17 protein-coding genes, 2 pseudogenes and 1 other annotated feature are annotated in these 18,275 nt (G+C 44.8%); of the genes and pseudogenes, 8 read left to right on the plus strand and 11 right to left on the minus strand.

Annotation, left to right across the window (positions count from 1 at the left end; translation table 11 throughout):
• Positions 1 to 20: 20 nt before the first annotated feature.
• From FTV43_RS08540 to FTV43_RS08555, 4 genes are all read left to right on the plus strand, one after another.
• On the plus strand, positions 21 to 902 hold the full coding sequence (locus tag FTV43_RS08540) for a LysR family transcriptional regulator (protein WP_179995324.1): 882 nt from the start codon (positions 21 to 23) through the stop codon (positions 900 to 902).
• Positions 903 to 1,020: 118 nt separating this feature from the next.
• The gene (locus FTV43_RS08545; RefSeq protein ID WP_179995340.1) at positions 1,021 to 1,593 is read left to right on the plus strand and encodes a nuclear transport factor 2 family protein; all 573 of its coding nucleotides are present in this window, start codon (positions 1,021 to 1,023) and stop codon (positions 1,591 to 1,593) included.
• The gene (locus FTV43_RS08550) at positions 1,569 to 2,069 is read left to right on the plus strand and encodes a chalcone isomerase family protein (protein WP_179995325.1); all 501 of its coding nucleotides are present in this window, start codon (positions 1,569 to 1,571) and stop codon (positions 2,067 to 2,069) included. Before FTV43_RS08545 ends, FTV43_RS08550 begins: the two co-directional genes overlap by 25 nt.
• Before the next feature lie 11 nt (positions 2,070 to 2,080).
• On the plus strand, positions 2,081 to 2,773 hold the full coding sequence (locus FTV43_RS08555; RefSeq protein WP_179995326.1) for a response regulator transcription factor: 693 nt from the start codon (positions 2,081 to 2,083) through the stop codon (positions 2,771 to 2,773).
• Here FTV43_RS08555 and FTV43_RS08560 read toward each other — a convergent pair.
• From FTV43_RS08560 to nudC, 9 genes are all read right to left on the minus strand, one after another.
• Positions 2,770 to 4,083 carry a HAMP domain-containing sensor histidine kinase gene (locus FTV43_RS08560; RefSeq protein ID WP_218950794.1) on the minus strand — a complete coding sequence of 438 codons (1,314 nt, stop codon included), beginning with the start codon at positions 4,081 to 4,083 and terminating at the stop codon, positions 2,770 to 2,772. The two genes, FTV43_RS08555 and FTV43_RS08560, sit on opposite strands and share 4 nt — an antisense overlap.
• 48 nt (positions 4,084 to 4,131) lie before the next feature.
• Positions 4,132 to 5,181 (minus strand): cyclopropane-fatty-acyl-phospholipid synthase family protein, encoded by a 1,050-nt coding sequence (locus tag FTV43_RS08565; RefSeq protein WP_179995328.1) that lies wholly within the window; start codon positions 5,179 to 5,181, stop codon positions 4,132 to 4,134.
• Between the two features lie 8 nt (positions 5,182 to 5,189).
• The gene (locus FTV43_RS08570; RefSeq protein WP_179995329.1) at positions 5,190 to 5,969 is read right to left on the minus strand and encodes a DUF1295 domain-containing protein; all 780 of its coding nucleotides are present in this window, start codon (positions 5,967 to 5,969) and stop codon (positions 5,190 to 5,192) included.
• 25 nt (positions 5,970 to 5,994) lie between these two features.
• Positions 5,995 to 7,191: a cyclopropane-fatty-acyl-phospholipid synthase family protein gene (locus tag FTV43_RS08575; protein ID WP_179995330.1), complete on the minus strand. Its 1,197-nt coding sequence runs from the start codon at positions 7,189 to 7,191 to the stop codon at positions 5,995 to 5,997.
• A complete protein-coding gene (locus FTV43_RS08580) occupies positions 7,188 to 7,982 on the minus strand; it encodes a DUF1365 domain-containing protein (protein WP_179995341.1) in 795 nt (264 codons plus the stop codon). Before FTV43_RS08580 ends, FTV43_RS08575 begins: the two co-directional genes overlap by 4 nt.
• A gap of 9 nt (positions 7,983 to 7,991) precedes the next feature.
• Positions 7,992 to 9,275, minus strand: coding sequence for an NAD(P)/FAD-dependent oxidoreductase (locus FTV43_RS08585; RefSeq protein WP_179995331.1), 1,284 nt, complete (start codon positions 9,273 to 9,275; stop codon positions 7,992 to 7,994).
• Complete coding sequence (locus FTV43_RS08590; protein ID WP_179995332.1) at positions 9,272 to 10,258, minus strand: acyl-CoA desaturase; 987 nt, start codon at positions 10,256 to 10,258, stop codon at positions 9,272 to 9,274. Before FTV43_RS08590 ends, FTV43_RS08585 begins: the two co-directional genes overlap by 4 nt.
• A 137-nt stretch (positions 10,259 to 10,395) precedes the next feature.
• Positions 10,396 to 10,944, minus strand: coding sequence for a lipocalin family protein (locus FTV43_RS08595; RefSeq protein ID WP_179995333.1), 549 nt, complete (start codon positions 10,942 to 10,944; stop codon positions 10,396 to 10,398).
• Between the two features lie 227 nt (positions 10,945 to 11,171).
• A complete protein-coding gene (gene nudC / locus FTV43_RS08600; protein ID WP_179995334.1) occupies positions 11,172 to 11,945 on the minus strand; it encodes an NAD(+) diphosphatase in 774 nt (257 codons plus the stop codon).
• Between the two features lie 382 nt (positions 11,946 to 12,327).
• Here nudC and FTV43_RS08605 point away from each other — a divergent pair, with 382 nt between their 5' ends.
• Both FTV43_RS08605 and FTV43_RS08610 read left to right on the plus strand, forming a co-directional pair.
• Complete coding sequence (locus FTV43_RS08605) at positions 12,328 to 13,851, plus strand: cryptochrome/photolyase family protein (protein ID WP_179995335.1); 1,524 nt, start codon at positions 12,328 to 12,330, stop codon at positions 13,849 to 13,851.
• 3 nt (positions 13,852 to 13,854) lie between these two features.
• The gene (locus FTV43_RS08610; RefSeq protein WP_076755130.1) at positions 13,855 to 14,007 is read left to right on the plus strand and encodes a DUF2256 domain-containing protein; all 153 of its coding nucleotides are present in this window, start codon (positions 13,855 to 13,857) and stop codon (positions 14,005 to 14,007) included.
• On the opposite strand, the gene FTV43_RS08615 is transcribed toward FTV43_RS08610, so the two are convergent.
• Positions 14,004 to 14,258 carry a TIGR03643 family protein gene (locus FTV43_RS08615; RefSeq protein ID WP_096901224.1) on the minus strand — a complete coding sequence of 85 codons (255 nt, stop codon included), beginning with the start codon at positions 14,256 to 14,258 and terminating at the stop codon, positions 14,004 to 14,006. The genes FTV43_RS08610 and FTV43_RS08615 overlap by 4 nt on opposite strands.
• 535 nt (positions 14,259 to 14,793) lie before the next feature.
• On the opposite strand from FTV43_RS08615, the gene FTV43_RS08620 reads away from it, so the two are divergent.
• Complete coding sequence (locus FTV43_RS08620) at positions 14,794 to 16,761, plus strand: BCCT family transporter (protein WP_096901225.1); 1,968 nt, start codon at positions 14,794 to 14,796, stop codon at positions 16,759 to 16,761.
• 269 nt (positions 16,762 to 17,030) lie between these two features.
• Here FTV43_RS08620 and FTV43_RS08625 read toward each other — a convergent pair.
• A pseudogene (locus tag FTV43_RS08625) lies at positions 17,031 to 17,755 on the minus strand (IS66 family transposase); the annotation flags it as partial.
• Between the two features lie 39 nt (positions 17,756 to 17,794).
• Here FTV43_RS08625 and FTV43_RS08630 point away from each other — a divergent pair.
• Positions 17,795 to 18,275: pseudogene (locus FTV43_RS08630) on the plus strand (transposase); the annotation flags it as partial.
• Positions 18,070 to 18,187: a sequence feature (AL1L pseudoknot), on the plus strand. (Overlaps the previous pseudogene by 118 nt.)

Below are 18,275 nucleotides of genomic sequence, written 5' to 3' on the forward strand. Positions count from 1 at the left end.
GTGTTAGAAAATTTTACAACATGAAACGCAGAACATTACCTCCTCTTAATGCTTTAAAAGCTTTCGAAGCTGTCGCCAGAAATAAAAGTTTCAGCTTAGCTGCCGAAGAATTATGTGTCACCCATAGTGCGATTAGCCATCAAATAAAGCAGTTAGAAGAATGGTTGGATAAAAAATTGTTTATTCGACATTCCTCGACCATCTCTCTGACGGCGGATGCCGAAGAATTATCGCTCGTTTGTATGGAGCTTTTTAATCGTTTAGAACAATGCGTCTTTGAGTTAACAAATAAAACTTCAGAAGTAGAAGTTGTCATAGGCGCTTCTCATAGTTTTATGGCAAATTGGCTGATTCCTCGATTAGAAAAGCTCGAAGTCATTTATCCCAATATCCATATCAAATTAATGACATGTAATGACTTAAAATTGTTAGAAAAAGAGAAGGTTGACATATTTATCAATAGCGTCAGTGAGCATCATCTACTTCCCAACTTTTTGAATAAATATCTGTTATTTCCCGATAACATGGGTCCTATTTGTAATCGTGAAATAAATCCTCTTCATTCCGTAAATGATCTTTTAAACTATCCATTACTTCATACCCACTCAAATAAAAGTGCATGGCATACATGGTTTGATCAGTTTCAAATAAGCTTTTGCCCAAAATCCAATGACCGTTATTTTGATAGTCTGAATTTAATGATAGAAGCTGCCGTGTCTGGGTTAGGAATTGCCATAGCACCTCAAATTCTAGTAGAAAAAGAAATGTTAAATGGAAAGATCATTGCCCCTTTTGGTTTTATCTATTGTGACTATAATTTTTATGCAATGGTCAGAAAAAATAATGAAAATCGTGATGTTATGAATATCATTAATTGGTTAATGGCCGAAGAAAAAAGTTAAACATTTAATCTTTGATTTGAAAAATTCTATTCAATTGCTCATCTATAACGTCTATTTCACATTCTATTCACGCTGTGCTGCCTAAGGTATAAACATACACTTCATACGGACACTGATGATGAGACTTGTAAAAACACTAATTGCTACAGCCTTATCCTTGCCGCTTCTGTTGTTAGCCGGATGTAAAAGTATCCCCAGTTATTCAACCGATTACGCCCAATCCAGAAATGGTATTCAGGGGATAGCGCTGGATCAGGCTAAAGCTCAGGATATCGGCCTCCGCTTTACCTCAGCCTTTAATACCTTGGGCACACCTGAATTCGTTGAAAATGCTGGAGCACTGTATGCCGACCAGCTGTTTATTAACGATACGCTATCGCAATTTTCATCCCGTCAAAATCTACTCGAGCACTTTCAAGGCATGAACAAACGGGTCAGCAAGGTCAGCGTCAAGCTGTTAAACGCTTCTTATCATCAGGACTCTGCCTATGTGCACTGGCATATGGCCTATGATTTTAAATTGTTCGGCACGACCCGCAGTATGGACTCTTACGGTATCAGTGAAATCAAGATCAACGAAAACAACAAGATTATTTTCCAGCAGGATTTCTGGGACCCTGCGAATGGCCTGTACCGTTCCCTGCCTTATGTTGGAGGGGTCTACTCATGGCTACTGCCTTTCAAAAAATAGCGATTAGTACAGCGTTAGTGATGGGATGTAGCTTCTGTCCATGGGCACAGGCACAAAGCCTGAATCAATGCGGCAATGGTCCGCTGATGGTGGGTCAAAAACAGGTCGGTATGGCCAGTTATTTTGCCCAAAACTGTAGCCAGTCCTGGGAAAAACAAAATATACAGATGGACTTTTCCTATACCCAGAATATTCCGGAATGGGCATTTAAGCGTGCGGCCACACATTTACTGAAACGTAATGTTAAAGACGCAAAAATACATGCTCTATTCAACCCAATCACCGATTTGTATCGTCCGGTCAGATCAGGTGATCTGTACCGCTTGAAATACAGCCATGCCACGCAAACCCTAAGTTTATCCCTCAACCGGAAAAATTTAGGGCAGCTGCAGCATCCGCTAGCCCAGCAATATTTTAATATATGGCTTGGTCCCCAGCCATTTAGTGCTAAATTAAAACAGCAATTATTAAATTAGTGTCTGCCGCTATGTCGAAACATTTTATCCTGATGGTTGAAGACCATTATGAACTGGCCTCTACCCTATGCGAGTTTCTTGAAGAACATGGCTTTGTGGTCGATCACGCCCGCAATCTGAGTGCTGCTAGACAATTACTGAAACAGCAACGCTACCATATCTTGCTACTAGACATTAATTTGCCTGATGGTTCTGGTTATGAATTGTGCGAGTGGTTACGCAATGAAGAGGGGTTGGACTTACCTGTCTTGATGCTTACCGCTCGGGATACCTTGGATGACAAACTTAAAGGCTTCAATTCCGGCACGGATGATTATCTGGTCAAGCCCTTTGACTTTAACGAGCTAGTGGTTCGGGTCAAGGCCCTGATCAAACGTTCCCTGGGTGAAGTATCTAGCAGTCGTCTGCAAATTCATGACCTAATTTTGGACCCAGCAACACAACAGCTAACTCGAGCTGGGCAGAACATTGAATTGCCTCCGATTCAGTTTAAACTTTTGAAGCTACTGATGCGTCATTCTCCTAAAGTACTGACCAAACAGGAAATTATGATGGAGCTTTGGGGTGATGAAGAGCCAGAAAGTGATGCTCTGCGCAGTCATATCTATAATTTACGCAAAATGGTCGATAAACCCTTTGAACATAAGCTGATTCACACCATATCTGGGATTGGTTTAAAGATTGCTTTCGAAGATGAAGCCTAATTTAGGTACACAACGACAATCAGTCCAGTGGTGATTGCTAATTCAACATTCTGATGAGTGTCAAGATAATATTGCCTGTCAAACAGCTCCACACGCCAACCTAGCTGTTTGCATAGCTTTTGCACCAATTGTAATCCAATGCCATGCCCTTTGATTTCCAGTTTTAGCTGCTGACCAGACAGTTCCTGAACTTTAGAATTGTTAGGTAAAGGCATGCCGACCCCATTGTCAGCAATCAGCACTTTATTTTTTTCCAGAATCACATCAATTTCTGTGCCCTGTGAATAGTTCAGCGCATTGCGCAGAATATTGCCAAACACCATTTTGGTCATGGATGGATAAAGTTTACGCGGCTGTTCATCGAGGTCTTTTTGCAGGTCAATCTGCATGCCTTTGTTATGACTGACACTCTCTAGATCCTGCACCAGATTGTCCAGACATTCTGAAAGCATGGTCGGTTCAGCAGTTAAAGTATTGGTGGTATTGCGGGCAATGGCCAGCAAGGTATCGACCAGCAGCTGCATGTCTTCAATGGTGTTATGCAGGCGGGTAAAGGACTTGTTGTCGCCATAGCGTGCCTGACACAGCTGCACATTGCCTTTTAAAATGGTCAGTGGCGTGCGCAGCTCATGGCTAACATCTCCGGTAAATTCACGCTCACGCTGAATAAATTCGCTTAATACCTGATGATATTTTTCCAGCGCCTGCTTGAGGTATTCAGCTTCCAGATTGGAGTCGGTGCGGATGTCCTGAAAAGGCGAAGCCTGATTTTTCTGATGTTCCCAGTCGATATGTTCCAGCGCATTGGCCAACCGGGTAATCGGGGAAAAATAACGTCGGGCCCGACGGTTCCACCACCACAGCACACTATATAGCACAAACAGGCTGACCATCAGCGGTGCCAGACCAAACAGCCACACCAGCTTGTTGACGTTGCTTTCGCCAAACACCAACAGCACATGCTGCCCGTCTTTTTCACCATAAACGGTCATGCGCTCCTTGCCATCGACAAAATGCCGATTCACCCCTTGCTCAAGCTGTATGTGGCGAAATTGGACTGGCGGTACATCACTCCAGCGATAACCATACAAGTTTTTGGTGTCGGGCAGTTCAGCAGCCGGATTACGTTCCAGCCGCTGCCAGTAGTGTGACATTTCCTGTTCTAGCGCAGTTCTGAGCAGGGAACCTTTAATCACCCAGGCACTGAAGCCAATCCCAATCACCACAGACAAGGCAATGAATCCGATTTGCAGCCAGTAATAGCGGTTAAACACCTCACCCAGAGGATGATCGTGTTTGTCCCTGAACAGCTTTAACATTGGTGCATTCCCCGCTACCCCATCCGATTCGCCATTCAATTATACGGTTTTCTTTTTAAACAGAAAGTGACCGATCACCCACTCGCGTCCATGCTCATAACCGAACAGCTCGGCACAGGCCATAAAGAAAATTCGCCAGCGTTGCCACCAGATTGCGGCATCCGCGCCATAAGTTATTTCAAACAAGGGCTTTAGCTCGGCCTGTTTAGCATCCATATTTTCTAGCCAAGCATTTGCGGTACGTTCATACTGCGTACCCGCCCATTGCCAGTGCTGCTCTAATTGCAAATGCTGCTGGAAATGTAGAAAGGTCGACGCTGCCGGCATCAGTCCGCCACTAAAGAAATATTTCGACATCCAGTCGAATTCATTTTTCACTTCAAACGGATAATGCAGGAAACGGTGACAGAAAATATGGCACCAGAGCAGACCATCCGCTTTCAGCCAGCTGCTGATATTTTCAAACAGTTTCTGGTAATTACGTACGTGTTCAAACATTTCCACCGAAACCACGCGGTCAAAGGACGCGGGTTCCAGTTGCAGCACATTGACGTCGCAGGTGATCACCGTCAGGTTCTGCAGTTTTTTCAGACGCGCCTGTTCCTGAATATACTGGCGCTGGGTCGAGGAATTCGACACCACCGTGATACGGGCCTTGGGATAATGCTCGGCCATATACAGACTCAAAGATCCCCAGCCACAGCCAATTTCCAGAATATCCTGTCCATCTTTTAACTGTGCACGCTGGCAATAGCTGGCCAGTGCCGCTTCTTCCGCCTGATCCAGCGTGGTATGAGTATGTTCAAACAGGCTGGCACTGTATTTCAGACGCTTGCCCAGTACTGCCTGGAAAAATGCGGTGGGCAGTTCATAGTGCTGTTCATTGGCCTTGTCGGTCTCGATGGCAATCTCGCTGTTTTTCAGCATATGCAGCACATCCATATAGCGCCGGGCTGCCAGTGCCGGGTCAAAGCGTCCTTCCTGTGCCAGACGTTTTTTGCTTAGGCTGCGAATGCCGGCGCGAATGACCGAATCGGGCAGCTTGCCGCTTTCGACCAGTTTTAAAGATTGTTGAATCATAAAGTCCATGTATTTACCTACTGTTTGGGTGGCCACGGAATAAACATTGAAGTTCGTCGTTGATAGTCTTTATAGTTGTCGCCGCGATGTGCCAGCGCCTGTTGTTCACTAAAGGGAATCCCGGTGATGTAGTACAGAAACAGCCACATCAGCAGCGGATAAATCCATAATCCATAGGCACCTGCTGCCAGACCAAGGACCGGATAGGCAAACCAGTGCAGCCATTCAAAGAAATAATTGGGATGGCGCGAATATTTCCACAAACCCTGATCCATGGTTTTACCTTGATTCTGTGGATCTAGCTTAAAACGGTAAAGTTGCTGATCGGCAGTGCTTTCGCCTATCAAAGCGGATAGCATGATCATGCCCGCCACAATCACAGTGACCAAAGTCCAGTCATTCCATTGCTCGGTCGAGATACTTAACAGCTTCAGCATTGGGTAAGAAAACAGTAGAGCCAATCCTGCCTGAAATATAAAAAACACCAGAAAACCAAGATGCTGATACTCCCCCATCGCTCGGCGCATGTTGGCATAACGCGTGTCTTCTTGGGTTTCACTGGCATAGCGCCGTAACAGATGCCAAGTCAGCCGTGAAAACCAGATCCCACTCGCCAGTCCCAGAAATAAGCGAACCAACATCGGTGCACTGTCAATCGCCCAAGCGGCAATAATCACATTGAGTGCAATACTGAAACTCCACGCTACATCGACCAGTCCGGCACGCTGGTTATAGGTCACCAGCAGCCAGCTACACAGCATAATGAAGACATTCAGCACCAGTAAATTCAGCAGCATGTCAGCCCTCCTGCTTTATCTTGGCTTAGTAGGCACTGGCTTCGAACAGCAGATGTACATCACTGATCACGCCTTCGCGGAAGCCACCTTCGCAATAACACAGATAAAAATCCCACATGCGGATAAAACGCTCATCAAAGCCAAGCCCAAGTACCTGATCATGCTGCTGCAAGAAACGCTGACGCCAACACTTCAGGGTTTGTGCATAGCTTTGACCAATATCTTCCAGATGTTTGAGACGAAGTTTTTGCTCAGAAGCCGTTTGCGTCATAACACTGATACATGGAATAAAACTACCGGGGAAAATATAACGCTTGATGTAATCCACCGTATTTAAAGCTTTAATATAGCGTGCATCTTCAATCGTAATCGCCTGTATCAAGGCCAGACCATTCGGCTTGAGGAGCTCGCGGCATTTTCGGAAATAAGTTGATAAATATTGCTCACCAACTGCTTCAATCATTTCAATGGACACCAATTTGTCGTATTTACCCTCGAGTAAACGGTAGTCCTGAAGCTGTACAGACACCCGATGAGACAGCCCTGCTTCAGCAACTCGGGCGAGTGCTTCATCGTACTGAGCTTTGGAAATGGTAATGGTAGTCACCCTACAGCCATAATGCTGAGCCGCATAAATGGCAAAACCGCCCCAGCCGCTGCCAATTTCAACCAAATGATCCATCGGTTTGAGTTGCAGTTTCTGGCAAATCAGTTCTTTTTTATAATCCGAAGCCTGTTCCAGGGTCATGCCCGGCTCTTTAAACACCGCACTGGAATACATCATGCTGGAATCTAGGAACAGCTTGAAAAAGTCATTGCTCAGGTCATAATGCTCGGCAATATTTTTGCGGCTGCCATCAATCGAATTCTTGCGCGATTTATACCAGACCTTTAACAGTAACTGGCTGGCTTTGGCCACTGCATTCTGATTCATCTGGTCCAGCACATCGCGGTTACGTGCCAAAATGCGGATCACATCGACCAGATCTTCACTGCTCCAGTAGCCACGGATAAAACCTTCGGCAGCACCCAGTACACCATTACGGAACAGCAGATCCATCAGACGAACATCATGCACCTGTATCACCGCCTGTAAATCGCTATTTTCCCCGACAGCCCCGTTCCAGACGCCTTTAAAAATCAGCTGACCATGGCGTAATTTCAGCAGGTGGCGCAGTACCACCGGCAGTGTGCTTTGCTCTCCCATGAATAGTGTCTTCATCGCAATGTGTTTCCTTTTTCTTTTTTAGGATGTCGGTAAAATGGAACTTTCTTTTTCCATAAACGAAAGGCGTGCAGATAAATTCCGCTGACCATCCTGAAGGGTTCAAGAACTTTCATTACAGCATAGCGATGCTGCTGTGAAGGAACCGTGATGGCCTGCAAGGAAAATTTCAGGGTGGCATCGAATTGCAAGATTCCCTGCTCAAACAGCTGCATATGAATCACGTTCTGCCGATCCGAAAAGCTGAAGCGCCAGCGATAATCCAGCCCCATCGGCATGAACGGCGACACATGAAAGGCCTTTTTAAAGTCAAACTGGTGACTCTGGTACGGCGCATGTTCGTCTGCATTGTTCCGGCAGTCGTGAATGTAGACCTGTCGTTCATTCCACGGTGTGTTGGTGATTTCACTCAGCACAAAGAGCAACTGGTCGGTGGCACTAAAGACCAGATAAAACACTACGGAATTGAAACGGAAACCCAGTGTGCGCGGCAAGGCCAGCACCCGGATGGAAGCGGCATGCGGTAACAGATAGTTTTCCCGCTTGATTAGCAGGCGTGCAACTTTCTGCCGGATTGAACCACATTCCATGCTCAGAAAATCGCGCTCATCCAGGGTCAGAAAATTCCAGCGGCTGGAAGACCAGAGCCAGGATTTACCGGTAAAGGTCGCGAGCTGATCCGGATCAAACCATAGATAGGTTAGCTGGGTCTCAAAAGCATGGGCTTTGGGCAAATAACGTCGGTGCCGGATTTCGGCAGAGGCAATCGCCAGTGGATACATCTGCATCATGTGCTCCTAGGCGGCCTGTTCGGCCTGTTTCAATAGCTGATCGACTACCCATGATGCGCTACGCGCCCCATCCTCATGAAAGCCCCAGCCCCAGTAAGCACCACAGTATGAAGTGCGGTTTTGGCCGTTGACCTCGACCCAGCGTTGCTGTGCTTCAATCGCCGGGGCATCAAACACTGGATGACGGTAATGTCGTTCTACCCAGACTTTTTTCGGATTCAGGGCAAAATTAGGATTCAGGGTGGCAAAGACTTGGGTTTTGCAGTTCAGGTTCTGCAACTGGTTCATCCAGTAGCTAAAGCCATAATGTGTGCCACTGTGCTGGAATGGCGTCTGTTCAGTGGCCTGAGTCGGCGTGACGTGTACATGCCAGCTGGCCCACTGGCGACGGGATTTGGGCATGATAGAGGTATCGGAATGTACCACCATGCGGTTATCCTGATAGCGGAACTTGCCTAGCACGTCCAGCTCCTGCGCGGTCGGGTCTTTCAGCAGTTCCAGGCTGTCATCGGCGTGGTTGGCGAAAATCACCCAGTCAAAACGCTCGCTACCTTGTTGGGTTTCAATCAGTACATCATTGGCGCTGCGAGACACCTGATGCACAGCAGTTTTACGGAAGGTGATATTGCACTGGGCTTGAATGGCACGAACGTAGCGAGCTGACCCACCCTTGACCGTCAGCCATAAAGGACGGTCTTTGAGCTGCAACATGCGATGATGCTGGAAAAAGCTCACCACAAACTTATACGGAATCTGTCCGGCCTGTTCCACCGGGCAGGACCACAGCGCTCCACACATCGGATAGAGATGTTCATGACGGAAGGCATCGCTATAACCATGTTGATTTAAATACTCATCAATACTGAGCTGTGCATCGACATGCTCCACATCCAGATCTTTATTGGCGGCATAGAAGCGGAACAGATCCGACAACATCGCGCGAAAATCTGCATTAAAAAAGTTTTGAGGTCGGAACAATAACGAGAATTTTTTTGAAGGATTGTACTGTAAGCCACTGACCTGATTATTCACCGAAAAGCCCATGTCACTGCTTTGCGATTGAATCCCAAGTTCTTTTAGCATGGCGCAGAACAGCGGATAGTTATGCTCATTAAAGACAATAAAGCCACTGTCTACCGCAACCTGTTCACCATCGATATTCAGCTGATGGGTATCGGTATGACCACCAAAGTAGTTATTCTTTTCAAAGACTGTGACTTCATGCGCTTTGCTGAGTTTCCAGGCAGCGTACAGACCAGAAATACCTGAACCAATAATTGCAATTTTCATGGTGATTCCTTTGAATGAATAGTCGGAGTGCCCTTCTTGGCAGCTTTTTTCTGTTTTCGAGCTTGGGCAATTTTACTGACGTCGTAGACCCGTGCCGGAATCGGCTTGAGTCCCCAGACCAGCCCGAACAAAGACATGAGTTTCAGCAGGTAATAGGTCACATCAATCTGCCACCAGTAAAAACCCTGCCGGGTACTGCCGGCATAATAATGGTGATTGTTGTGCCAGCCCTCGCCTAAGGTAATGATCGACAGGAATAAGTTGTTGCGGCTGTGATCTTCAGTGTCAAAATCACGGCTGCCGTAATGATGCGCCAGTGAGTTAATACACAAAGTGGCATGGATCAGTAACACGGTGGAGACCACAAAGCCCCAGACTAGCAATTGCAGGCCTGATGTACCAAATTGCGGCCAGGTGATGGCCACCCACTCCCCGAGTGCATAAATTCCTCCCGCGGTCAGCAGCACCACAATTAAACTGAAGCGGTCCAGCCAGATCAGTTCCGGATATTTCAGCCAGTCCTTGATCACTTCTTTACGCGTGGCAAAATTATATTCATTTAAAAACCAGCCGACATGGCTGTACCAAAAACCATGTGTTGAGGAGTGTGGATCTTGTAGTGTATCGGTATAGCGGTGGTGATAACGGTGATGGGCCGCCCACCATAGCGGACCACGCTGTGCACTCATAGTTCCAATTAACACAAACAGGAATTGCACCGGACGCGAAGTCTGAAAAGTTTTATGTGACAGATAGCGATGAAAAAAGGCCGTAATGGAAAACATGCGGATTAGGTAGAATGCGAGCATGAAACCCAGTGCAAACCACGATACCCCCACCCAGAATACTGCCAGACAGGCCAGATGCAGTAGAATAAAGGGTAAAATTCTGAACCACTGAATTTTACTATTTTCAGCGGTCAGCGTTTCAGGCGATGTGTGTATGGACCAGCTGTCTATCCATCGCATCAGGCTTTTCAACATGGACTCATCCTACTTTTAAGCGGTTGTCTTTATTCTATTTGATGAGTCTAATCAGTCAGATATGAATTTTATGTGAAGTGAAATAAAAAAAAGCCGAACTGTAGAGAGACTAATGAGTTCGGCAAAAGGGTAACAGATTAATGCGGCAATTTGATCAGTTTTGTGATGTCATAACCATAATATTTTGCTGTATCCAGATAGGACTCATAGGTGGCTTCATCCAGTTGCGGTTCGCGCGATAAAATCCACAGGTATTTGGTACTCGGTCCACCGACCAGCGCCACTTTATATTCTGGATCCACGCGTAATACCCAGTAATGCCCTTTGGTAAACGGAATCCATCTTAAACCTGGCGGCAAAAAGCTGACCTTCAGTTTGCTGTTGCCCTGATTTTGCGGATAGGCTACCCCTTCAGAGCTGATCATTTCACCATTTTCAATCCGGCAGCTATTTAAGACGCCCATGGTCTGATCGGCATTGACAGTGTATTGTGCCGAGATATCCGAGACACATTTACGCTGAAAATACATCGGTAAATGCGCAATTTCATACCATTTACCCGCATACTGCCAGATATCCACCTGATAGACTGCCTGAGGGGCAACCGTTTCAGCTCGGGCAGTAAAGCTTAAGCTGATGATGGCCAGCGCTGTAACTGCGAAAACCGACTTGAATAGCATCTTCATTTTTAAGCCTTGTTTAATTTCAGGATTAGCATAACCCAGCTGGATGTGAACAAAGCGTGAAGATTAGATGCTGCGATTCAGTTTTTGTTGAGATGCCATTCGTTTATCCGCTAAAAAATAATTAAGTCTTCAACATTAGAAAATTCAGGTTCTCGGGAATTACACCGATCGAAAATAAACCTCCTGATTCTTTTCTTAATTTAAGCAGTCAAACCAGACTAGTTAATTCAAAGCCATTCTTTGCTGTCATCGGCAACAGGTGTGCCATGCATCACATGCTGAATCATGGCATAGGCGATACTGCCCTTGAACGGAATCTCGGGTAACTGATCAAACTTAAAAAACTGCGCATCGCTGAGTTCATTTTCCTGAATCTGAATCTCGCCTGCATGATATTCTGCCCTGAAGGCCATCATCAAATTGCTGGGAAACGGCCACGGCTGACTGGCTAGATATTGAATATTTTTGATTTGTAGTCCCACTTCTTCCATCGTCTCACGGCGTACCGCCTCCTCCAGGGTTTCGCCCACTTCGACAAATCCGGCAATCAGGCTGTACATCTGGGTTTTGTTACGAGCATTTTTTGCCAGCAGAATTTCATCTGTACCTCGGGTAATGATAGTGATCACACAAGGATTCACACGCGGATACTGGTTATAACCACAGGATGGGCAGACCATAGCATAGTGACTGACGTGCTGCTGGGTCGGGTGGCCACATTTACTGCAAAAGCGGTGATTACGGCGCCACTCTAGCAACTGCACAGCGCGACTGGCTTGTTCAAACTGTGGCCTGCTCCAGACCTGCACCAATTGCCGGATCGGGACTAGTTGATAGCCTTCAGGTACTAATTCATTTTCTTTTAGATCCCGTGCAATGACTTGGCCATTTTCCGACAGATCCAAGTCGTGCTGCAGTTTTTCTACCTGCGGCAACTGAAAATGCTCATCCACCAGTAATTGCTGCTGTCTAAAAATATACGCTTTTGAATGCATACTCATGACATCCACTGATTAAAAAAATCCCATACATGGGGGTGTATGGGACAAAACTAAGGAAGCTTACATAGAGTAACTTCTCTTTAGATACTAAGCGCACGCTGCCTGAATTACAACCATAATAATTTGTATCTTTTTGATTAAAATCACATAATTTTCACAACAATTATGTCTTCAGGAATAATGCGAAGCGAGTTTCATTAACTGGCTGTAGCATTATAGAGATGAACACTCTGTTATTGTAGCAATCATGATTCATGTGCAATGTCAGCAGATCATCTGGTCGGGTTGAATTTACTGAACATGCGGACTGATCTGTGTTTTCACAAAAAATTGAACTGTCTGGCTTTACACTAGACTATCTTTGATCGGGTCTGGAAGGGCTATGCGTTTCGGTTTAATTTTAGGTGACCAGCTTCATCATCAGCTCGCTACGCTTAAAGCGCTGGACCGTACCCGGGATGTGATCCTGATGGCCGAAGTGGTTGAGGAAGCGACTTATGTCGCCCATCATCCGCAGAAAATTGCCCTGATTTTTAGCGCAATGCGGCATTTTGCCAAAGAGCTCAAAGCGGAAGGCTGGCGTGTACGTTACCATGCTTTTCAGTACGGCAGTCCGATTCGTAGCCTGCTGGATTTCGTACAGGCACAGCAACTGCTGTTCCCCGTCACAGAATTGGTAATGACCCGATGCGGGGAATACCGCCTGCAGCAGCAGATTGAAAAGCACTGGAGCCAGCAGCTGCAACTGCCGGTACAGTGTCTGGATGACGATCGTTTTTTCTGTAGCCCGGAGCAGTTCCGGCACTGGGCCAGCCGCTACCAGACGTTGCGCATGGAATATTTTTACCGGGAAATGCGTAAACAGACTGGTTATTTGATGCAGAGACAGCAGCCGCTTGGACAACAGTGGAACTATGACAGCGCCAATCGCAAGACATGGTCAGGCACTCCACCATTGCCTCCAACACTTCATTTTGAACGCGATCAGATTGATCTGGATGTAATGCAAATGGTTGAGCGCGAGTTTCCGCTTCACGCTGGCAGCCTTGACAACTTCCGCTGGGCCACCACACGTAGCAATGCTCTGCTTGCACTGGAGCATTTCATTACCCACAGTTTGCCGCATTTTGGAGATTATCAGGATGCCATGGTTCAGGGTGCAGACATGCTGTTTCACAGCCTGCTCTCGCCTTATCTAAATTGTGGTCTGTTACTGCCCAAAGAAGTCTGTGATGCGGCAGAAGCTGCCTACTATGACGGTCATGCACCACTGAATGCAGTGGAAGGTTTTATCCGACAGATTCTAGGCTGGCGCGAATATGTTCGCGGAATTTACTGGCTGTACATGCCAGAATATGCCAGCCGCAATGCACTGCAGCACTCAGCACCATTGCCACAATTTTACTGGACTAGACGTACTCGGATGAACTGTATGGCTGAGTGTTTCCGTAATACTTTTCAGCATGCCTATGCACATCATATCCAGCGTTTGATGGTGACTGGAAATTTTGCCTTATTAACTGGTGTAGACCCGCAGCAGATCAGCGAGTGGTATTTGGCAGTCTATGCCGATGCCTATGAATGGGTAGAACTACCGAACACCTTGGGCATGGTAATGCATGCCGATGGTGGCTTGATGGCCAGCAAACCCTATGCCGCTTCGGGCAATTACATCCATAAGATGTCGGATTACTGTAAGCACTGTAGCTACAATGTCAAAACCCGTACCGAACCAGACAGCTGTCCTTTCAACAGCCTGTACTGGTATTTCATGATCCGGCATGAAGCGACATTCCGTACTCATCCACGTATGGGCATGATCTATCGACAGCTGGACAAGCTTAAAGATCGGCCGCAGATCATCAGCCATGCCCAGCAACTTCTTAGCCGGATTGATGAGTTATAAACCATGAAAAAACAGCATCTTCCTGAAAAAATCTGTATGCACTGTTTGCGTCCTTTTACTTGGCGCAAAAAATGGCAACGCTGCTGGGAGGAAGTCAGATACTGTTCTGAACGATGTAAACGTGAGTCCAGACAACGGTCAAAGTCAAACGCTTAGAAACGCTTGTATTGCCGTGAACAATAGGCCCGTATCACGTCGGGTGAACGCAGTTGCAGATGTTTGGTTTTTCGGCCGGTGACGCGTTCACGCCACATTTTAAAACTCGATGCTTTCATATTTTGCCGCATCAAGCTGATCACCGCCGCTTCATTTAAACCATACTCACATAAAATAGCTTCAAAAGGAGTTCGATCTTCCCAAGCCATTTCTATAATTCTGGATACGTCTTGTTCAGAAAATTGATTCATACTATTCTCGTTTTTAATCATCATGAAGCGTGAATAAGCTTTATCGACTTTAATTTAACTAAAAGAATAACAGTACAATCATGAATTTTTTGTGATTTTTTCTAGTTTACGAAGGCTTTGTTGCACAAAGATTTCATAATTATATGATTTTAAAGTTTTGATTGTTTTTTGATCCAAAATTAAATTTATTTAAATCAGATGCTTACATATTTATGCAACAAAGCCTCTGTGAGGCTAGTTGATTTTTCAGATTATGCTAGAGAATTATTAGCCTTATAAGCTATGAATAGCCATCGATTTACTAGCCACACTTTTCCTAACTAAAAATTTACCGTATATAAAATACTGAAATGCATTTTTACACCCTAGGTTTTACTAAAAGGTAAATCCAATGATATAATTAAAAATCAGTTGTTCTGCCGATAATTCTGTACCAAGCACACTCATCAAGGGATTGATTTCCTATCTTTTCACTCAATGTGAAATTTTTGCTTTTATCTACACGCACCAAACTACGACAAAATACGGGGGAATTATGCCTTCCAAAAAAGCATCTTGGTTTGATAACGTCAATCCAAATGTATTTTTTAGCACCGTGATTATTATTTCTGTTTTTTTAGCATTAGTGATATTTACACCATATGCTTTTAACTTGCTCACCAATCAGTTAAACCAATGGATCACAGCCTCATTTAGTTGGTTTTATGTACTTGCTGTCGCCATTTTTCTGATCGCGCTTACCTGTATCGCCTTGTCTAAAATGGGGCGTATTAAATTAGGTCCAGATCATAGCGAACCTGAATATAAAAATAGTTCTTGGTTTGCCATGTTATTTACCGCAGGAATGGGTATTGGCTTAATGTTCTTTGGTGTGGCCGAACCCGTTATGCACTATGTTAGCCCACCGACTGGAACACCCGAAACCATCCAATCTGCCCAACAGTCCATGCGTATTACTTTTTTCCACTGGGGATTGCATGCCTGGGCTATTTACGCTTTAGTGGGATTAAGTCTTGCTTATTTCTCTTTTAGACATAACTTACCTTTAAAGGTGCGTTCAGGCTTATATCCAATTATTGGCAAGCGAATTTATGGCCCTATTGGCGATGGAATTGATACTTTTGCAACTATAGGCACAATATTCGGTATCGCAACCACTTTAGGTTTTGGTGTAACTCAAATTAGCTCTGGGCTAAATTATCTATTTGATTTTGAAAATAGTATTCAAACCCAAGTTATCTTAATTATCTTAGTCAGTGCACTCGCATCATTTTCAGTTTTTCTTGGTCTTGATAAGGGCATTAAACGACTTTCTGAACTAAATATCATTTTGGCCGTAATACTGCTCGCATTTGTATTTTTCGCCAGTTCGAGTATTTATATTTTACAAACCACCATTCAGAACATTGGTCAATACGTTTCCAATTTATTTGCAATGACCTTTAATCTGTATGCTTATCAGCCTACAGGCTGGATTGGTGGATGGACCATCATGTATTGGGCTTGGTGGATTTCATGGTCGCCATTCGTTGGTATGTTTATCGCTCGTGTCTCCCGTGGACGCACCATCCGTGAATTTATTGTAGGGGTATTACTCATTCCCACAGGTTTCACTTTGGTATGGATGGGTTTTATGGGTAATGCCGCGCTATTTAGTATTCTTTTTGAAAATCAGGGAGGTTTAGTTGCTGCTGTAGAAAAAGACTCTTCTGTTGCCTTATTTGAGTTTTTAAAGCACTTGCCATTTTCTGGGGCTTCTAGCTTACTTGCAACGGTTTTAGTTTTTCTATTCTTTGTGACTTCTGCAGATTCTGGGTCTTTAATCACCGATTATTTAACAGCAAAAACAGAACATTCTCCTGCGTGGCAACGACTGTTTTGGACAGCAACTATTGCTGTGCTCTCTATTATTTTATTGATTGCAGGTGGCTTAGAAGCTTTGCAGTCTGCAGTTATTATGAGTGCCCTACCGTTCACTTTTATTATGCTGCTATTGTGCATCGGACTCATCAAAGCCTTACGTTTAGATGTGACTAAGATGCAAGCTTTACAAAGTGCTCGAATCACACCACGCGCTATACATAATCCAAGAAGCTGGCAACAGCGTTTAAGTTTAATTATGCATTCGCCTCACAGTGAATCCGAAGTCAAAGCCTATATTAAACAGGATGTACGTCAAGCATTTCAGAATTTAAAGCGTGAATTTCAACGTCGCCAACTGAATGTATCTATTGTCGAAAGTGATCAAGGCTTACTATTCAAAGTCAATCATCATGATGAAATTAATTTTATTTACCAAGTAGCTGTAAGTAAAACTCTCCCTCCAAGCTTTATGCTTCAAGATCAAAATGAAGATACTCAGCAGTCTTATATTGCTGAAGTGTTTTTACGAGAAGGTGGTAAAAACTACAATGTGATGGAATGGACACAAGAAGACTTACTTCAAGACATTTTGGAACAATATGAGCGGCATTTATATTTCTTAAATGTGGTTCGCAACTAAGTATTGGAGAATGTAAATTAAATTGTGTAATTGCCTGAATTTGCTATGCTCAAAACAATGAGTGTAACGAAATTGGTTTGATCCGAAGGACAACTAGCCCGATCTGTGAATGAATGCTCATATTTTTATTTTTTTGTGATTTAAGTTATATTTATTGCAGAAATTAGTGCGGTAGTTTCTTTTTTAGCCCGATCTCCCCTGGTCGGGTTTTCTATACTTAAAAATAGCTAAGAACTTTGTAAGCGTCCGCTGAATCCCATACCTATTTTTTAATTCGATTTAGGTTTCCAGCAGTGCGGCAGCAATTCTTCAATTTGGGTCACTTTGTGTGTCGGTAACCTTTTCAGCACATCACTTAAATAGGCATACGGATCCAAGCCATTCAGCTTTGCTGACTGGATTAACGTCATGATGTTTGCCGCTCGCTGACAACTGCGCAGCGAACCTGCAAACAGCCAGTCTTGCGCCCCAACGCCTAGGGACGCATCTGATTCTCGACCCAATTGTTGCATATCGGTAGATTGCCATCATCCAGATAGCGGCTTAAAGCTGGCCAACGCTTCAGAGTGTAATTGATGGCCTTGGCGGTGGGAGAACTCGATGGCACTGTCAGATGATGTTGGTTGAGCCATTCATATAGTTGTTGCATCACTGGTTGACTATGCTGTTGTCGGTATTCGCGGCGGTCTTCCGCTGTACCATCGGTCTTTTTCCTGAGTTTTGCTTCTATCGCATACAGTTTCTGAATCAGCACTAAGGCCTGTTCAGCGACCTGACTTTTCCCAGTTACATGCAGTTCATGGAATTTACGACGTGCATGGGCCATGCACCCCACCTCAATCACCTGGCCTGATTTAAAACGTGCTTTATAACCACTGTAATCATCACAGACTAGATAGCCCTGCCAGCCTTTCAAGAACTCTTCAGCATGCTGGCCTGAACGACTATCCTGAAAGTCATAGATCACCGCCTGAACTGGATTGTGAACCGTACTGGGTTTGTCGGAGACCACTTTTCTTGAGAGAATGTCCCGATGAAAAAAGTAAAATACACCCCTGAAATCAGAGATAGAGCGGTTCAATTATTGATTGAATCCGAAAAAGATTATCCATCGAATTGGGCTGCGATCACAGCAATTGCGCCTAAGATTGGTTGTACTCCTGAAACACTTCGTGTTTGGTATCAATAATATTTAGATAAACAAAATCCAGTTAAAGTACAGCAGCTTTCAGACCAAGAACGTATCAAACAACTCGAACGCGAAAATAAAGAACTGCAACGCGCCAATGAGATTCTACGTAAAGCAGCCGCTTTTTTCGCCCAGGCGGAGCTCGACCGCCCACACAAATAATGGTGGATTTTATCCAGAACAATAAAGATCGATATAGTGTTGAAGCGATTTGTAGAATTTTACCGATTGCAGCTTCGACCTATTATCGGGCTTTAGATCTCGTTGATAACCCAGAACATCGAGCGAAACGTGCTCTGCATGATTTACATCATGCAGAGCAAAT

It is taken from the genome of Acinetobacter sp. YH16053, from assembly GCF_013417035.1.
GTDB lineage: Bacteria > Pseudomonadota > Gammaproteobacteria > Pseudomonadales > Moraxellaceae > Acinetobacter > Acinetobacter towneri.